This is a genomic window from Sphingobium wenxiniae (genome assembly GCF_007830065.1).
Lineage (GTDB): Bacteria > Pseudomonadota > Alphaproteobacteria > Sphingomonadales > Sphingomonadaceae > Sphingobium > Sphingobium wenxiniae.
On the sequence record NZ_VLKK01000014.1, the window covers coordinates 25,534 to 39,952 of the forward strand.

Here is a 14,419-nt window from a genome sequence, read left to right on the forward strand (position 1 = left end):
GCCCGATGACATGAAGCGCTGATGTACGACCAGTCCATCCTCCTCCACCATCTCGCACCCTTGCGCGGCCTGCTCGATGCGCCCGAAGTCACCGAACTCGTCATCAACCGGCCCGGTGAGGTCGGCGTCGAAGGAAGCGGAGGCTGGCAATGGGCCGATTGCCCGCAACTCAGCGTGCCCTGGCTCGAAACCCTTGCCAACGCGATGGCGAACTTCACCAAGCAGAAGGTGAGCGCGTCCATGCCGATCTGCTCGACCAGCCTGCCCACCGGCGAGCGCGTGCAGATCGTCGCCCCGCCCGCCTGCGATCTCGGGCTCTATTCGATCACCATCCGCAAGCCTTCAAGCCGCACTTTCGGGCTGGGTGAACTCGAAGCGGGCGGCCTCTTCAGCCAGACCCGCGAGGCGCGCGGGCGCCATTCCGACGCCGACGAGGCCCTGCTGGCGCTGAAGCGCGACGGCAAGTGGGCCGCATTCCTCGAAATGGCGGTCACCGCGCGCAAGAACATCCTTATTTCCGGGGCGACGGGCTCGGGCAAGACCACCCTTTCCAAGGCGCTGATCCAGCTCATTCCGGCGGGTGAGCGGCTGCTGACGATCGAGGACACCCGCGAACTCGTCGTGCCGCACCGCAATGCGGTGCACCTCCTCTATTCCAAGGACGGCCAGGGTCAGGCGCAGGTCGGTGCCAAGGCCCTGCTCGAGGCAAGCCTGCGCATGCGGCCCGACCGCATCCTCCTCCAGGAACTGCGCGACGGCACCGCCTTCTTCTACCTGCGCAATGTCAACAGCGGCCATCCCGGCTCGATCACCACGGTCCATGCCGATTCCGCCGCGCTCGCCTTCGAGCAGCTCTCGCTGCTGGTCAAGGAATCGGAAGGCGGGCGCGATCTGGAACGCCGCGATATTCTCGATCTCCTCCATCTGCTGGTCGACGTCGTGGTCCAGTGCAAGAAAGTGGACGGGCGCTTCCTCGTCACCGAAATCTGGTTCGACCCACCAGGAGGTCCCTGGACCGCCGGCGGCGAGGACAAGGGCGCCGGCTGATGGAGCGGCGGCACATCGCGATCTATGGCATCCTTGCGCTACTGACCGCGCTTGTTCTTGGCGGCCTCATCGCGGTCACCGCGATGGGCCAGCTGCGCAGCGATCTCGAACTGTGGCGCATGCCGGAATATTTCTGGTTCTATCGTCATAATGGCTTTGTGATGGGCTGGCTGGCGAAGGGCGTTGGCGGAGCGGCCGCCCTGATCGCGCTCATGGTGGGAATGATCGTGCTGCGCCGCCGCGACAGCCTGCACGGGTCAGCGCGCTGGGCGCGGCGCGGCGAAGCCCGCGCCGCAGGGCTGATGGACAGCGAAGGCCTGCTGCTGGGGCGCAGCGGCAGCGATTTCATCCAGTTCGGCGGCAGCGAGCACGTCCTCCTCGAAGCCCCGACCCGCGCCGGCAAGGGTGTCGGCGTCGTCATCCCCAATCTCCTCACCTGGGCGGATTCGGTGGTGGTGCTCGACGTCAAACAGGAGAACTGGCAGAAATCGGCGGGCTGGCGAAAGCAGCTCGGCCACGAGGTCTGGCTGTTCGATCCGCTCGACCCGCAAGGACGCACCGCGCGCTACAATCCGCTGGCCCATATCGACCGCACCAACCCGGTCGAAGTCATCGACGAATTGCAGAAGATCGCCGCGATGCTCTGGCCGCCGCCATCCGATGGCGAAAGCTTCTGGATGGACAGCGCGCGCACCGCGTTTCTGGGTGTTGCTTCCTATATTGCCGCAACGCCGGACCTCCCCTTCACCATGGGCGAGGTCTATCGTAATTTCAGCGCCGGCGACGCCAAGGCGCGCTTTCCGGTGATCATCCGCCAGCGCGCGGCAAACGGCGATCCGCTTTCCGAACCGTGCGTGTCAGCGCTCAGCGACTGGATCAGCAGTTCGGCCAACACCTTCACCTCGATCCGCCAGTCGGTCTCGGCCAAGATCAACCTCTGGCTCAACCCCTATGTCGATGCCGCCACTTCGGAATCGGATTTCGACCTGCGCCACTTCCGCTCGCGGCCGATCTCGCTCTATCTCGGCGTCTCGCCCGACAATATGGAGCGTGTGGCCGACATCTATAATCTGCTGTTCCAGCAGCTCATCGATCTCAATGTCCGCGAACTGCCCGATCCAAAGGCCGGCAAGCATCCGCTGAAACTCCTTCTCCTCCTCGACGAATTTGCCCGGATGGGCCGGGCCAATGTCATCGCCTCGGGCTTTTCCTATGTCGCGGGCTACGGCATCCGCCTCCTGCCGGTGATCCAGGCGCGCGGCCAATTGCGCGATGTCTACGGCGAGGACGTGACCAGCGAGATCGTCCAGAACTGCGGGGTCGAACTGGTGTTCACCCCCAAGGACAACCGCGTCGCCAGGGAAATCTCCGAACGCCTCGGCAACTACACTTACGAGGCGCGCAGCCGGTCGCGACGGGTGTGGGAAGCATTCGAAGGCTCGGTCTCGACCTCCGACCAGCGCCGCGCGCTGGTGCTGCCGCAGGAACTGCTGCTGATGTCGCAGGAGGAGGTGATCGTGCTGCGCGCCGGTATCCGTCCGCTCAAGGGGCGCAAGATCCGCTATTACAAGGACCGGTGGATGCGCCGGAAGTCTGCCATCGCGCCGCCCGTGGTTCCCGCCCGTCCCTTCGATCCCGCCATAGCGCGGCGCTCGCTCGCGGTGATCCAGCAGGTGCAGGGGGGTGGCGGAAATGAGGGCGATGGCACGCGCGAGATGAGCGACAGCGAGGTCCTCAAGGGCGTCGCCCATGGCGAGCTTGTGGGGTTTGCCCTTGAAGACCTCCCCGATGGTGGCGACCCCCGCAAGGCCGTGGGATTCTTTCAGGAGCTGGGGTTGCGCTGCAAGGTAGAAGATTTTGAGAATGTCGCCGCGGCTGCGCCAGGTACGGATGCGGCGGCGGATGCCTTTCACATGCTGGGTCAGGTGAAACGAAATGGCGGATGACAGGACAGACGGTGCGGGTTCGGGCCAGGGAGAGGCGAAGCCGGTCCCGGCATCGCGGCCAGGTGAACGCCATGATGGCGCCCGCGACGCTGCACGCGATGCGATGAACCGCCAGCTCGCCCAGGATTTTCGGGCGATGAGCCAGGCCGAGCGTTTGAACGACCAGCGCATGGCGGGCGGCGCGAAGATGATCGCCGCCCTCGATGCGAGCATCGAGGCGAAATACGGCCATGCCACCCCCGAGGCCGCGCGGATGAAGGAGGCCGCGCGTGAAGCCGTGGCAAAATCACTCGAGCGCGGTCAGGTGATCAGCCCGCCGCAGGTGCGCAGCGCCACGCACGAACGCGATGCGGCGGCCGAGGCGCATCGGCGCGGTGAGCAATCCATGCGCGAGGACGGGAGGGAGCGTTAGCCCTGGTCGGACGTCAGTTCCTGGCTCGCCGCCATCAGCTCTGTCCAGTCCTCGGGCGGGTTCCCTTTATCGAGCATGCTGGCAAAGACTGCATAGGCATCGGTCTTCGCGCCATAGGTGCGCAGGGTGACGCGGTCGTTGACCCAGGCGAAGATTATAATCTTTGCGCTCGACGAATAACGGAAGAACAGCCGGAACCGCCCGCCGCCGAATTTGGCGCGGAACCAGTGCTTGCGGTCGGGGCCAAGAGTTCCGCCCTGGCGAAACTCTGGCCGCGCCGGATCAATCGGGATTACTTCGAACATCAGCTTGCGCAAAGCGGCGAGCAGTTTTGCATCGGCCGAGGCGGTGTACCCCTTGGGACCTTTCTTCGCTTTCTTCGCCACCACCTCGATCAGGCGTTCGAGCTGACCCAGGAAAAGCGGATGCGCATAGAGCGTCCAGCCATTGACAGTGGTCATCGGGCGGCGCGGCTAGAGTGAAACGTCGCCGTCGATCGGAGCGTCGAGATCCATATCCATGCCCTCGGTCAACGCCGCAATCCGAACCGCGAGATCGGGCGACAGCGCCTTGATCGTCTCGGGGTGCTTGCGGATATCACTTGCCATGAATTCGAGAAAACGGCCGATGGCCGGGTCCTCATCCTCCTCGACCCGCACCACGGTCACGCCGCGCTTGTCGACGCGAAAGGCAATCTTCCCGCCGTAATCGACGCCCAGCGCCTGCCGCACCGCCTTGGGGATGGTGGTCTGGCCCTTGGCGGTGATCGTGCTGAACTCTTCGATTGCGACGCCCATGTGTGCCTCCGTTACGGCGCATAAGGTAATGTATATTCCTTACCTTATCAAGCTGGAATCGGTAAATCCGATCCACAGCCTTTCGCCTCCCCCAGAACAGCTGACCGAGCAATGCTCTTGAATTGGCGGAATGCCTGTGGAAGAATGGACGCAACCGCCTTAATTGCTGTCGCATGCGATCAGAAAGCCGTCCGTCGAAACCTGCCGTCGGTTTAATATGCTAACGCTTGTTCACGTTACTGAGCATCGGCGCTGAGCATAAGGCCGCCCGCCGATTCTTCGCGGATACGGGATTAAGTTACTTTACGCAGTCTAATCACTAGCTGGTTCCGCAAAAGCCCCATTAATCGTCTTGAACACCTTTTCCGCGCGAGATGCAGTGTCCTTAGGCAAATCCGTTGCGGTTGACCATGTGTCGAACTGTTTCCACATTTCGCCCATCACGCGGCGCTTATCGAGTTCGGTGTGGCCGTATCGCGATTTCAGGACCCACTCTACTTTCTTGGTAACCATGTCAGATCCATCGACAGGTAGGTCATCGAGCTTGATCGCCAGGCCGTAGGTGGCGTTCACGCAATCCACGTAGAATTTGTCAGGAAAAAGGTCCTCAATAGCGAAATCGGTCTTCTTTGATCCGGACGCCTTTCCCAGCATGATTGTACGGAATCGTCTCTGCTTCTCCTCTGCTAGTTTCGACACGTAGAGTTCGTCGATTTTGATCTTTGCTTTTTGCCCCGCCTCATCGGTGTCGAGCAACACGCCCGCATCCCAATCTTGGCCGATGGCAAAACCAGCATACATCGGGGTTTTGGAAGCACCGTGGGCAGGCCACAGATATACTCGGTCCGAGAGACCTTCCTTGCCAGCAGCCTTGAGCAAACCCGACAATTTGTGAAGGATAACCGCATCGTCACCGCCCTCGACAATCAAGACCTGACGGTTGCTCAGTATGCCACTCTGATCTCCAGTGAGACCGAGGCTCTGTTCAATGACCGCCATTGGCTCGCGCTGAGAACTTACGATGCCTTGGGTCACGCCGACGTGATTATCCCGGCTTTCGATGATTCGAACTCGTTCCGGATGCGCCAAGTCGACCATTGAGGCTAAGTGCGTCGTGTAAAGGATCGTGTTATGCTCAGCGAGACGGTCGAAAACAGCTAAGAGGTCCCGCTGTCCAGTAAAATGCAGATGTACACCGGGCTCCTCGAGAAGAAGAACACAGTCTTTGAAGTCGCCACCCGTCGCGTGGGTGAACTTCCACGCGAAGGATACATACCAACGAAAGCCTGTGGAGCGGCGGTGAAGCCGGACCGGCATCCCGACTGCCTTATCCTCTGCAAAAATGTTCAGCGTGGGGCCGTCGATTTCAATGTCGAACTCAACTTCCTTTTGTCTCCAGAGATTGGCGAACTGATTCGTCAGGTATTTCGAGGCTGAGCGCTTGTCGAAAGATCGGACCGTGCGACCCTCAGACGACTGACCCTTTTTGAGGAAATCGTTTAGGTCGATATTTGCGAGATCGAGAATGATAAGGATCGTTTGATCTTCGTGGCTGAGCCGATGACGCTGCCCACCCACATTATCTAAACGCTGCTTGAGTTGGTCGAGCTCGATCTGAGCGCCGGACATCTCGTAATCGCGGATATAGACGAATTTCGGAACGTTCGCTTTAGCCCACGCTTTTGCCTTTTCGTCATCAAGTACGCCATCAGTGAATCCACGGATACTAAACCCGGTCGAGTAACCGTACCAGCGATTGAGGGTGACTGTGACGCTGGATGGGAGTGAAAATGTCTTTTCAGCGGCCGCTCCACCCGCCCCGCCTTCGTTGTCATCACTTTCTTCGACTGCCACCGCCGCTTCATCAAATAGGGCAGTGATATCATCGGTCGATAAAGTGAAGTTCGCCTGACAGACCAACTTGCCCTTCGCTTCCTTCCGGCCGTCCCACTTGTCGACGGGCCAATCCTCATCAAGGTCGTAGGTCGCATCGTCGATAGGATTGAGACAATAAAGAGCCTCAAAGAGATTGCTCTTTCCTGCCTCGTTCTGTCCCACGAATGCCGTGATCCGATTTGCCGGTATCCAACCTGAATCTAGGACATTCCGAAAGTTAGTGACTCTGAACCCCTCGAACCTCATCCTGAACTCCTATTCAGATTTTGAGAATAGATAGTGAACAAAGCCTATTCTTCAAGATGGATCCGACGACAGGGATTCGAACGCTCGGTCCCAAAGTCGGCAGCGAAAGTGGTGCCGACTTGCACGAGTTCGAAGGAGTCATCGCGAAATGTAATCTGGAGCAGCCGATTACCCCTATTCCATCACCACGAGCGGACTAACCGGATCGTCCGCAAACTTCCGCTATACCATCCTGAGCGCAACGTGCGGCACGTCCGATGCTAACGCACCCGATCGTCGCGCCCCTCGCGCTCCAGACGTTCGAGATCGCCATGCTTTTGCCGAACACGATATTCGACCTGCCGATTCCGGGCCTTTTCAAGCAGAGATAGTTCCTCCTTCTCCCGAAGCTCGCGAAACCCCGCAGCAAGCGTAGCCTTGTCGACACGGTCGAGACGCTCAAGATGGCCATCCATGTCTGCCTGCCCAAGGATCGGCGCGCCGGCATCGGGGTGGAGCCGCAGGAACAATTCGAAAGCCGGATCTTCGAGCGCCTCGTGCGGGAGCGGCTCGGCGGCACCGCTCGCATAATAGGCGGCGGCCGACGCCAGCGCAATCAGCTGGAGGCTGTGCGCCTGGGTATCCAATGCGGCGGTGATGCCGGCGATCGCCGCCGCCTGCTCATGTTGGCTTTCGGCGATAGCACTGAGCGCATCGACGATCACGTCGAGCTTGTCGTGCAGAGCATCAATCCTGTCGTCCGTCATCGGCGCGGACCTCCCTTGTCCCCGTCCCTGTCCCTATCGCGATCACGGTCGCGCTCCTTCTGGCGGAGCCGTTCCCGGTCCTTTTCCTTGATCGCCTCCTCAAGCCGCTTCTCAAGATTCTGCGCCCAGTTGGCGGGTGGCGTGCGCGCCGATTCCTGTCCCGGCTTCGCTGGTTCACCGCTGGCAGCCTGTCCGCGGCCAGCAGACTGCTGCTTCAGTTTCGCCGTGGCCTGCGCCAGCTTGTCGAACCGATCGCCTTCGCGCGCCCTGGCGAGTTGCCCGGTCTGGTCCCGAAGCTGCTTCGTGGTTGCCCTGAGACGCGCAAGCCTGTTTGCCGGACTGTCCGCCTTCCCTTCCCTGCCCGGCATATCCTTGTCGCCCGCACGGGCGCGCACCCGCGCTTTCAGCTTCTCGAGAGCGGGGTCTTGCTCAAAGTGCTCGGGCAGCGCCCTGCCCTCCTTGAGCCGCTCGATGATCTCGCTGCGCGCCGGGGTGGGTTCGCGGATCTGGTCGACGAAAAGTTGCAGCGATCTGGCAAGCCGCTGCTGCTCGTCACCGCCGTGATCGCTGAGTTCGGCAATGGCCTTAAGATAGGTTGATTTGACCAGAGCGATATTCTCGGCTGTCCGCGAGACCTGGCTCTCACGCGCACGCATGAACGCCTGGTCCGGCTCCCACTTCCCCTCCAGCACCGCCGCCCGCGAGACATCGACACGCAGCGCTTCCCCGCGTTCGCGCATCTTCTGGACCGGCAGCTTGTCATGCTTGGGCGGATAGGCGCGCGTCATGCGAATGGTCGCATCGGCTTCGATACCGCGTGCGCGCAGCAGCTCGGCAAAGCGTTCGCGGTTGTGCTGAAGGAACGCACGATCGGGATTGAACCGGCGCCCGTCGAGGTCGCGCGCGGCGATGATCAGATGGACATGCGGATGCGCCTCATCGGTGTGTAGCCCCGCCACCCAGCGCCGGTTGGAAAAATCGGTTTCGGCAAGATCGCGCACCGCACCGTAGACCTTTTCCGCGTCAGTGCCGGGCGGCATCGAATAGACCATGACGATGGCGGTCGCCCCCTTGCGGCGATCATCGCCGGTCTGTTCCCACTCTTCCCAGGCGCGCGCAAGCTCAAGCATTTCTACCGCGCTTGTCAGCTCGCGCCCCTCGCTGGTCACCAGCGGAACCGCGTCCTTTCCTTCCATCCCGAGACGGGCAACATAGGTGAAGCAGCCCACCGTGCTGGCCGATCCATGCAGCCGGCTCGTGATTTTCACCATCACCTGCGGCACGCGCCGCGCGGTCCGGTCAAGCTGCTGGCTGGCAGCCGCAGTACGCACATCTGCCGAACGAGCCGATCCGCGCGATTGCGGTAGGCCCAGTGTCTGAATGACACCCAGAAGCGCATTGCCAAGACGGCGATGCCCTTCATTGTCCACCCTTCCCCGCCCGCCAGAGCGAGCGCCCTGAACCCGTTCAAGCCGGTCAAGCGTCGTCTCGGAAAAAATGAAGGCTGGACTCATTGCGCTTCGCCGGCTTGCTGCACCGAAGGCCGCTGCGTCCAATAGGCAACCTCACCCATCGCGGCATGGCGTACCTGACTATCGACACCTTCGAGCAACGCCTGAATGTCATCGCGCAGCGCCAGGACATGCTGCGCGGTCTGGGCAATCTCCAGCGGCGCATCGGGTTTGGCGGCGACGTTCATCGCCTTCACCGCCTGATTGAGCGAATAGCCGAGCGCGCGTATCTGCTTTGCGATCTGCTGCAATTGCCGATTGCTCGATGGAACAAGGCGCAGGTTTCCCGCCCGCGTCCAGAGTTGCCAACGGATCGTACGCTTGAGCCACTCGTGCCGCGAGAGACCCGCCTTCCTCGCAACGCTTTCGATTGTCGCAATTTCCGACTTGGGAATGCGGACCGAGATCCGATCGGTGCTCATGCCCTCCCCTTCGGGCGTATCGCGCACCTCGTCCATCCGGCTGCCCAGCGCATCCGTGATCGCCCGGTTGATCCACGCGCTGCGGGACATGCCTGCCGCGCGCGACAGCGCATCGATCAGCTCGCTCACCTTGTCATCAATGCGCAGTGTGACATGTGTCATGACAGCCCCGTGCAGCGGACTATTGCGGTCACATTGTGTTACAATGGCACTGCAACAGCTATCCTGCAAACTTCAATCTCTAGCTCTTCTCTATCATCCAATGCCTTACCGCACAATCAGGACTTGGCAGACGCGGACGGGAGGGAGTGGGTGCGCGGGTAGGCCCTTTGAACGACCGGAATCGACAATCGCAGCCGTTGCTTCGATGAACTGTTAGGCAGCAACCGCGGCACCTGGATCAGACCGTATCGTCGATTGCCAATTCGCATGGCGCGCGATATTCGATGGCAACGCAGAAGCGGGTACATTGAGAGGGTATTTTGCATGGCCAGGAAATCACAGACCATCGAGGCCATTCAGGCGGCAAGGATCAAGGCCGAAGAACTCCTGCGCCAATTGCAGGAGCGCGAACGCGAAGCGCTTGCCGCCCAGGCTGATGCCGGCAAGTCCACACTCATTGCGGCCATCAACCGCGTCAAGGTCGCCGAACTTTCCCGAGCCGATGCAACCACGATTGCGAGGGCAGTGGCAAAGCATGGCGGCGAAACGGTTGCTCGCGCGCTCGCCAGACTCAGTTCCGATTAGGCAAAGGGACGCGCCGGGTTCTTGAGCAGCCCGGCGAGCCTTCGTTAGCGTTGACGATAGGCAGGTGGAGTTTCGAGCGCCCTATTCCTGATCCGAAGGAAACCGGATTTCGAGTGGGGTATCAGGCCATCTGCCTGCGCGCATCAAAGACTGAGCCGCAATATAGTCACCAGCCTCCAGCGCCGATGCACGGCGATCCGTTCTCGTCAGCATACGCGCTGCCATGATCTCAGCGTCCTTGCGCATCCACCACGGCGCGAGCACGTCCGACAACCAGTACCATGCGGCGAATGCTGCGACGATGTACCCCGCCAGAAGCAGTGGCATCGTCGCGAAAGCCTGGTCGAGCGGCAGCGGCGCACGCGCATAATGGGCGATCACAGTGCTTGACGCCGCGGCAGTCGCGGCCGCGAACGTGAGGAGTAGGAGCGATTTTCCTGTCAGGAGACTGCGCGCCTTTGCTGCGGCAAGATCGGCGGCGAATGAAGCGCGATCTGTTTCCAGTTTGAGCGCGGTATGGCGAACGGCGGCTGCCACGTCGCGCGCATAGTGCTTTGCTTCCTTCCGCTTTCGCGCCGCGTCCTCACGGGCATGACGCTTGCGCTCTGCCCGCTCCTCTCGCGCCCGTCTCATGCGCAGGCGTCGATCGCGCAGCGCGGCGACGGCAGGCCGATCAGAGGCGGGAACATTGCGAGCCATCGTGCGATCCTCTGTTAGTCAAAACGCCCCTGTCGGCTCCATCAAAATGCCTTCGCATTAAGTTCGTGCCGGAGACTTTGGCCGGACCAGGGAGTGGGTATCCGCAATTTATCGGCGCGCCGGATGACGGTCAACCAGACCTGCCTTTCACTGGCATTGGGGTCACTCGCGAACGGCCATAAGCTGGGCGGGGAACGGGTGGGTATTCCGGGCGTCGGCACCAATATGGCGAAGCGGCTGATCCGCAGCCGGATTGTCACGGTCAGCGATCTCTATGACACCGAGCCCAAGCAGATGCGCAAGATCTGGCGCAGCGTCACCGGCGAGCGGCTGTGGTATGCGCTGCACGGCTATGACGTGCAGGCTCCCGAAAGCCGCCGCGGGATGTTCGGCCATGGCCGGGTGCTGCCGCCGGAGTGCCGCGCGCCCGAAGGCGCGCGCGCGATTTGCCGGGTGCTGCTCACCAAAGCGGCGCGGCGGCTGCGGCGCGAAGGCTTCTACTGTTCGGGTGTCTGGCTCTGGCTCGATCACGGCGGCGGACACTGGAGCGGCAAACGGGTGCTGCCGACGGTCCATGACGATCAGGCGCTGCTGTCTGAGTTCGAGATTTTGTGGCGCGAGGCGGTGAGCCATCTGCCGCCGCGCACGCTGATCTACCGGCTCGGCGTCACCCTGTTCGACCTCTCGCCGTCCGATTGCCGCCAGCTCGACTTTCTCCTTGCCGACGACAGCGAACGCCAGCGCTGGGAAGCGATCAACACGGCGATCGATCTGCTCAATTACAAATGGGGCAAGACCGTCGCCAGCATCGGCTTCTGGCCCCACCGGCATGTCGAGAATATCGGCGGCAAGATTAGCTACACGCGCATCCCGTCGGCTGAGGATTTCTGGTGATGGGCAGCTGGAAATCGAAACTGCGCTGCGGCGATCTGCCCGAGGGGGCAAAACTAGAAGCAGTCTGCCGCCGCTGCGGCCAGGTCCGCTATCTGACGCGGGGCTATCTGGTGGACGAACGCGCCGCCGGCCATCTCTACATCGACGAAATCGAGGCGCGCTCGCGCTGCCGGGTGTTGGGCTGCAAGGGAAGGATGCGCTTGGCCATGATGCACAGGAACCAGACCAGCGGTTTTGTCGGGGGGATGGCCTGAACCCCGCCGCCTGGGAATCTGTCCATGTCTTCGACAATGGGAGAGCCGAAGGCGATGGCCCGCCATCGGCTTCTGCCCGCTGGCGAAGCCGGGGGATGGGAATGCGCAAATGAGAGCCGGTCAGGGGGAGCAGGAATGACCCGGCCTGCACAAGCGAGCGGGAGCGAGCGCGGAAGACCGGGGACACCCCTGGCCGCCAAGCGAGCCGCGACGCGGCGAGACGGTCCAGCTCTTGCGCAGGGAAGGGGTGGCCGCCCCTTCCAGACGAAGGCACGCGCGCCGCGCGGACGCGCGGCTCAACTTCCGGGAACCTGGGGCGCGAAAAGATCCGGCTCAGGTTTCAAGGCTTGCGGCGCGGACAGCGAAGATTGGCGGGCCAGAAGCGATCCCAGCGCAGAACCGTGCCAGTCGCAAGCATCGCGCAAGACAGATTGCGGCCGTCGGCCATGGTGCAGGAAGCACCGGTGCGGTTTCCGCTGGCCGCGCCTGTCGACAGGCAGCGCATGGTCGGCGCGGCAACACGGACATGCGCGAAGGGCGAGCCGTAATAACGCACCGTGCCGCGCGAACCGCCGAGGAGGTCCACGAGCGCGCGGGTGGCAGCCATGCCCGATGCCGCCGGACAGGGCTGGCCGGGACGACAGCTATCGTCGCGTTCGCGCGCCGCGATGCCGACGAGCCGCAGCCGCGGACCTTCGGCGCATGTGACCGGGCCATCGCCGTCATAGACCAGCGTCGGGGTACAGGCGAACAGGAGGCCGGCGGCGATGACGGGAACGGGCATGGTCAGGTCTGGCGCATCAAATCCGGTCGATTGCCCCGGTGCAGCGCGGGGACAGCGAGATAGGGTAGGTCAATGGTGAGCACTCGATCCATTGTCTGCGCTGGCATCGCCGAAGATGTGACCAAGCACATCGACGAATTGCCCGTAAATGTCGCGCCGGGCCTCCACCTGTTTGCGGGCACGCGAGAAAAACACCCGGTGCCCCCAGGGCGTGTGCGCTTCATCCTGAAAGAACCGGCCATGCCAGAAGCCCGGTTCGCCTTCGATCCGCAGAGCGAGGCCCAGGCTAACCGACAATCTCTCCAGCCCCGTGGCGATTTCGTCGTCGGTCCACTCAATCTCGTCCGTCAGGTCTGGCACACTCATCACGCGGTGCAGTCTATCGAGCGCGCGACACAAAGTCGAATGAACGCGGGAGCGGGCCATGAACCATTGTGAAAATGGCAATGGCCCCAAGGGTACCAAACCCCTGGGACCATCGGTGGGCGGCAGGTGGAATGTCACCCGAATGGATCGAATTCCGCTACGATCTGGAGGTTGGCATCGCGGTCTTCCTCGGTGATGACGGCGTATTGAGTGCCGATTGCGATGACCAGGGTGATGACCATCAGGTTTCTGGAGAGGCTGAGCGCGCTGCGGCGGGCAAGCATGACATCGTTGAACATATCGAGGCTCCTGGGTGCGGCGGGGCTGATCCCCGCTCGACAGCGCCCGACGTGTCCGCGAAGCGGCTGCGATCACTTTTTTCCAGGATGGGAAAAAGCCGTAGCGTAGCGCCCGGACCCCCCGCGGGTTGAACGCATTAAGCCCGCTCGCAGGACCAAGGATTGCGCAAGAGAGAGCGGGAATCAGCCCTGCCGCATGAGCCTTGCGATCAACGTCATGATTGCCCGCCAGTGCCCGGATCGAACCATGATGGTCAGCTTGGTCACCCCGGCCCGTCTGGCCAAAGCCCGGAAGAAACAGGGCTGCCCCGCACGGTCGCTGCCTTCTCGCAGGTATCGCCCTGCATGCTGATCGATGAACCGGCGACGCTGCGCTAGGCTATCACTCGCCTGCTCACAGTCTGGATGGTGAGCGCCCCCCTCCCCTTTGCGGCGAGGTACGCAGACAGGGAAATGATCAGGGCCGCCACCATGTTTGCAGCGGACAAGCTCGGGCACATCGCGGGATGCAGAACCCGTAGCCCGGACATGACGCGCCGATTTCATCACTGCGCGAAAATCCATCGGCAGCCGCCGTGCTTCCCACATCGCATGGGCAACATGAAAAAGGCCCGGCACCTTGCGGCGCCGGGCCCTTGGCGGGTGTCACTCAGTACGGGATGTCGTCGTCTTCGACATCGTCGGCCGCGTTGTCGCGCGGCTTGTAGCTCAGGAAGTCGACCTTCTCGGCGATGATCTCGGTCGCGTAGCGTTCCACGTTGTCGCTATCGGTGTAGCGGCTGTAGTGGATGCGGCCTTCGACCAGGAGCTTCTGGCCCTTGAAGCCGTATTCGGCGACAGCCTTGCCCAGACCATTGAAAAGGGTGACGCGGTGCCATTCCGTGTCGTCGATGCGGCGGCCGTCGCGATCCTTCAGGATCTTGCCGTCGCTGTCGCGCTTGGGACGCGAGGTCGCGAGCGAGATGGTGGTGATCTTCGCGCCGCTCTGGGTGGTGCGGACTTCGGGATCGGCGCCGACGTTACCGGCGAGGATGACGAGATTTTTCATTTCGAGGTTCCTTCTTTGGGTCGGGGGCCTGTCCCCTCGACGAGCACCGGAAAGAGCCGTTCCGGACAGCGCCTCCACCGCAGCGCCCTGGCGCGAAGGGAAACCCCGATACGAGGGGTGGTGCGGGCAGCCGCGCATCGCGCGGCAACTCGGCCCGAAGGATTGCGGGTTGGGGGCGCTGGACGAGCGGATCAGGTGGCGAGGAAAAGAGAGGGAACAGACCCACCGGCCCGGACAGGGGAACAACGATGAACTGATCTATCCGTCGCTGGTGTCGGTTGCCGGTCCTGTTCTTCCCCACCATT

General features: G+C 62.2%; 17 protein-coding genes. 6 read left to right on the top strand and 11 right to left on the bottom strand.

From position 1 onward, the window contains the following. The first annotated feature begins 21 nt into the window (after window positions 1-21). The 3 genes from virB11 to IQ35_RS15650 are packed head-to-tail and all read left to right on the top strand — an operon-like array spanning window position 22 to window position 3,405. Window positions 22-1,047 carry a P-type DNA transfer ATPase VirB11 gene (virB11, locus tag IQ35_RS15640; protein WP_145074699.1) on the top strand — a complete coding sequence of 342 codons (1,026 nt, stop codon included), beginning with the start codon at window positions 22-24 and terminating at the stop codon, window positions 1,045-1,047. Beyond that, window positions 1,047-2,993 (top strand): type IV secretory system conjugative DNA transfer family protein, encoded by a 1,947-nt coding sequence (locus IQ35_RS15645; RefSeq protein ID WP_158636676.1) that lies wholly within the window; start codon window positions 1,047-1,049, stop codon window positions 2,991-2,993. The genes virB11 and IQ35_RS15645 overlap by 1 nt, the downstream gene beginning before the upstream one ends. Then, window positions 2,983-3,405, top strand: coding sequence for a hypothetical protein (locus IQ35_RS15650; RefSeq protein WP_145074703.1), 423 nt, complete (start codon window positions 2,983-2,985; stop codon window positions 3,403-3,405). Before IQ35_RS15645 ends, IQ35_RS15650 begins: the two co-directional genes overlap by 11 nt. Here the strand turns inward: IQ35_RS15650 and IQ35_RS15655 are convergent. The 6 genes from IQ35_RS15655 to IQ35_RS15680 all read right to left on the bottom strand — a co-directional run bounded on the left by IQ35_RS15655 (window position 3,402) and on the right by IQ35_RS15680 (window position 9,185). Then, entirely contained in the window at window positions 3,402-3,866 is a 465-nt protein-coding gene (locus IQ35_RS15655) for a type II toxin-antitoxin system YhaV family toxin (protein WP_145074706.1), read from the bottom strand. The genes IQ35_RS15650 and IQ35_RS15655 overlap by 4 nt on opposite strands. 12 nt (window positions 3,867-3,878) lie before the next feature. Further along, complete coding sequence (locus IQ35_RS15660; RefSeq protein ID WP_145074709.1) at window positions 3,879-4,202, bottom strand: type II toxin-antitoxin system PrlF family antitoxin; 324 nt, start codon at window positions 4,200-4,202, stop codon at window positions 3,879-3,881. Between the two features lie 312 nt (window positions 4,203-4,514). Continuing rightward, window positions 4,515-6,260: an ATP-dependent nuclease gene (locus IQ35_RS15665; RefSeq protein ID WP_184205005.1), complete on the bottom strand. Its 1,746-nt coding sequence runs from the start codon at window positions 6,258-6,260 to the stop codon at window positions 4,515-4,517. 344 nt (window positions 6,261-6,604) lie between these two features. Further along, window positions 6,605-7,090 (bottom strand): hypothetical protein, encoded by a 486-nt coding sequence (locus tag IQ35_RS15670; RefSeq protein WP_145074714.1) that lies wholly within the window; start codon window positions 7,088-7,090, stop codon window positions 6,605-6,607. Continuing rightward, complete coding sequence (locus tag IQ35_RS15675; protein WP_145074717.1) at window positions 7,087-8,604, bottom strand: relaxase/mobilization nuclease domain-containing protein; 1,518 nt, start codon at window positions 8,602-8,604, stop codon at window positions 7,087-7,089. The genes IQ35_RS15670 and IQ35_RS15675 overlap by 4 nt, the downstream gene beginning before the upstream one ends. Beyond that, window positions 8,601-9,185, bottom strand: a complete 585-nt coding sequence (locus IQ35_RS15680; protein WP_145074720.1) for a ribbon-helix-helix domain-containing protein — start codon at window positions 9,183-9,185, stop codon at window positions 8,601-8,603. The genes IQ35_RS15675 and IQ35_RS15680 overlap by 4 nt, the downstream gene beginning before the upstream one ends. Window positions 9,186-9,509: 324 nt before the next feature. Between IQ35_RS15680 and IQ35_RS15685 the strand changes: the two genes are divergently transcribed. Continuing rightward, entirely contained in the window at window positions 9,510-9,770 is a 261-nt protein-coding gene (locus tag IQ35_RS15685) for a hypothetical protein (RefSeq protein ID WP_158636677.1), read from the top strand. Window positions 9,771-9,851: 81 nt separating this feature from the next. On the opposite strand, the gene IQ35_RS15690 is transcribed toward IQ35_RS15685, so the two are convergent. Continuing rightward, window positions 9,852-10,469: a hypothetical protein gene (locus IQ35_RS15690; RefSeq protein WP_145074726.1), complete on the bottom strand. Its 618-nt coding sequence runs from the start codon at window positions 10,467-10,469 to the stop codon at window positions 9,852-9,854. Between the two features lie 123 nt (window positions 10,470-10,592). Between IQ35_RS15690 and IQ35_RS15695 the strand changes: the two genes are divergently transcribed. Continuing rightward, complete coding sequence (locus IQ35_RS15695; RefSeq protein WP_145074729.1) at window positions 10,593-11,363, top strand: DinB/UmuC family translesion DNA polymerase; 771 nt, start codon at window positions 10,593-10,595, stop codon at window positions 11,361-11,363. Further along, window positions 11,363-11,617, top strand: a complete 255-nt coding sequence (locus IQ35_RS15700; protein ID WP_145074732.1) for a hypothetical protein — start codon at window positions 11,363-11,365, stop codon at window positions 11,615-11,617. The genes IQ35_RS15695 and IQ35_RS15700 overlap by 1 nt, the downstream gene beginning before the upstream one ends. A 340-nt stretch (window positions 11,618-11,957) precedes the next feature. Here the strand turns inward: IQ35_RS15700 and IQ35_RS15710 are convergent, their stop codons facing one another. From IQ35_RS15710 to IQ35_RS15720, 4 genes are all read right to left on the bottom strand, one after another. After that, window positions 11,958-12,401, bottom strand: a complete 444-nt coding sequence (locus tag IQ35_RS15710; RefSeq protein ID WP_145074735.1) for a thermonuclease family protein — start codon at window positions 12,399-12,401, stop codon at window positions 11,958-11,960. A 69-nt stretch (window positions 12,402-12,470) separates the two neighbouring features. Continuing rightward, window positions 12,471-12,770 carry a hypothetical protein gene (locus tag IQ35_RS15715; RefSeq protein ID WP_158636678.1) on the bottom strand — a complete coding sequence of 100 codons (300 nt, stop codon included), beginning with the start codon at window positions 12,768-12,770 and terminating at the stop codon, window positions 12,471-12,473. A gap of 131 nt (window positions 12,771-12,901) precedes the next feature. Then, complete coding sequence (locus IQ35_RS21280) at window positions 12,902-13,066, bottom strand: hypothetical protein (protein ID WP_184205008.1); 165 nt, start codon at window positions 13,064-13,066, stop codon at window positions 12,902-12,904. 649 nt (window positions 13,067-13,715) lie between these two features. Further along, on the bottom strand, window positions 13,716-14,114 hold the full coding sequence (locus tag IQ35_RS15720) for a single-stranded DNA-binding protein (protein WP_145074738.1): 399 nt from the start codon (window positions 14,112-14,114) through the stop codon (window positions 13,716-13,718). Between the last annotated feature and the right edge of the window lie 305 nt (window positions 14,115-14,419).